Here is a 252-nt window from a genome sequence, read left to right on the forward strand (position 1 = left end):
GAGCCGTTCTATTTCTACTTCCAGTTGAGTTTGTACCGTTACTTCCCCGTGGTGCCGCTGGCCCTGGCGACTTTGTTCGCGCTGCGCCACCGATGGGCGTTGCGACGGACCGATGAAGACGTGCATATGGTCGTGCGGCTCGGCGCGTGCGGCTTGATGATTCTACTTGGCCTGTCGGTGCCGCACTTCAAGCGCGCTTATTACATCCTGCCGATGGTGCCGATGTTTGCCGCTGTCGCGGCCTATGGGCTG

Annotated in this window: 1 pseudogene; it reads left to right on the forward strand. The window is 60.3% G+C overall.

What is annotated here, in order from left to right:
* Positions 1-252, forward strand: a pseudogene (locus tag HU765_RS26685) (hypothetical protein); the annotation flags it as partial.

The organism is Pseudomonas sp. SWRI81 (assembly GCF_014268545.1).
GTDB classification, from domain to species: domain Bacteria; phylum Pseudomonadota; class Gammaproteobacteria; order Pseudomonadales; family Pseudomonadaceae; genus Aquipseudomonas; species Aquipseudomonas hamedanensis.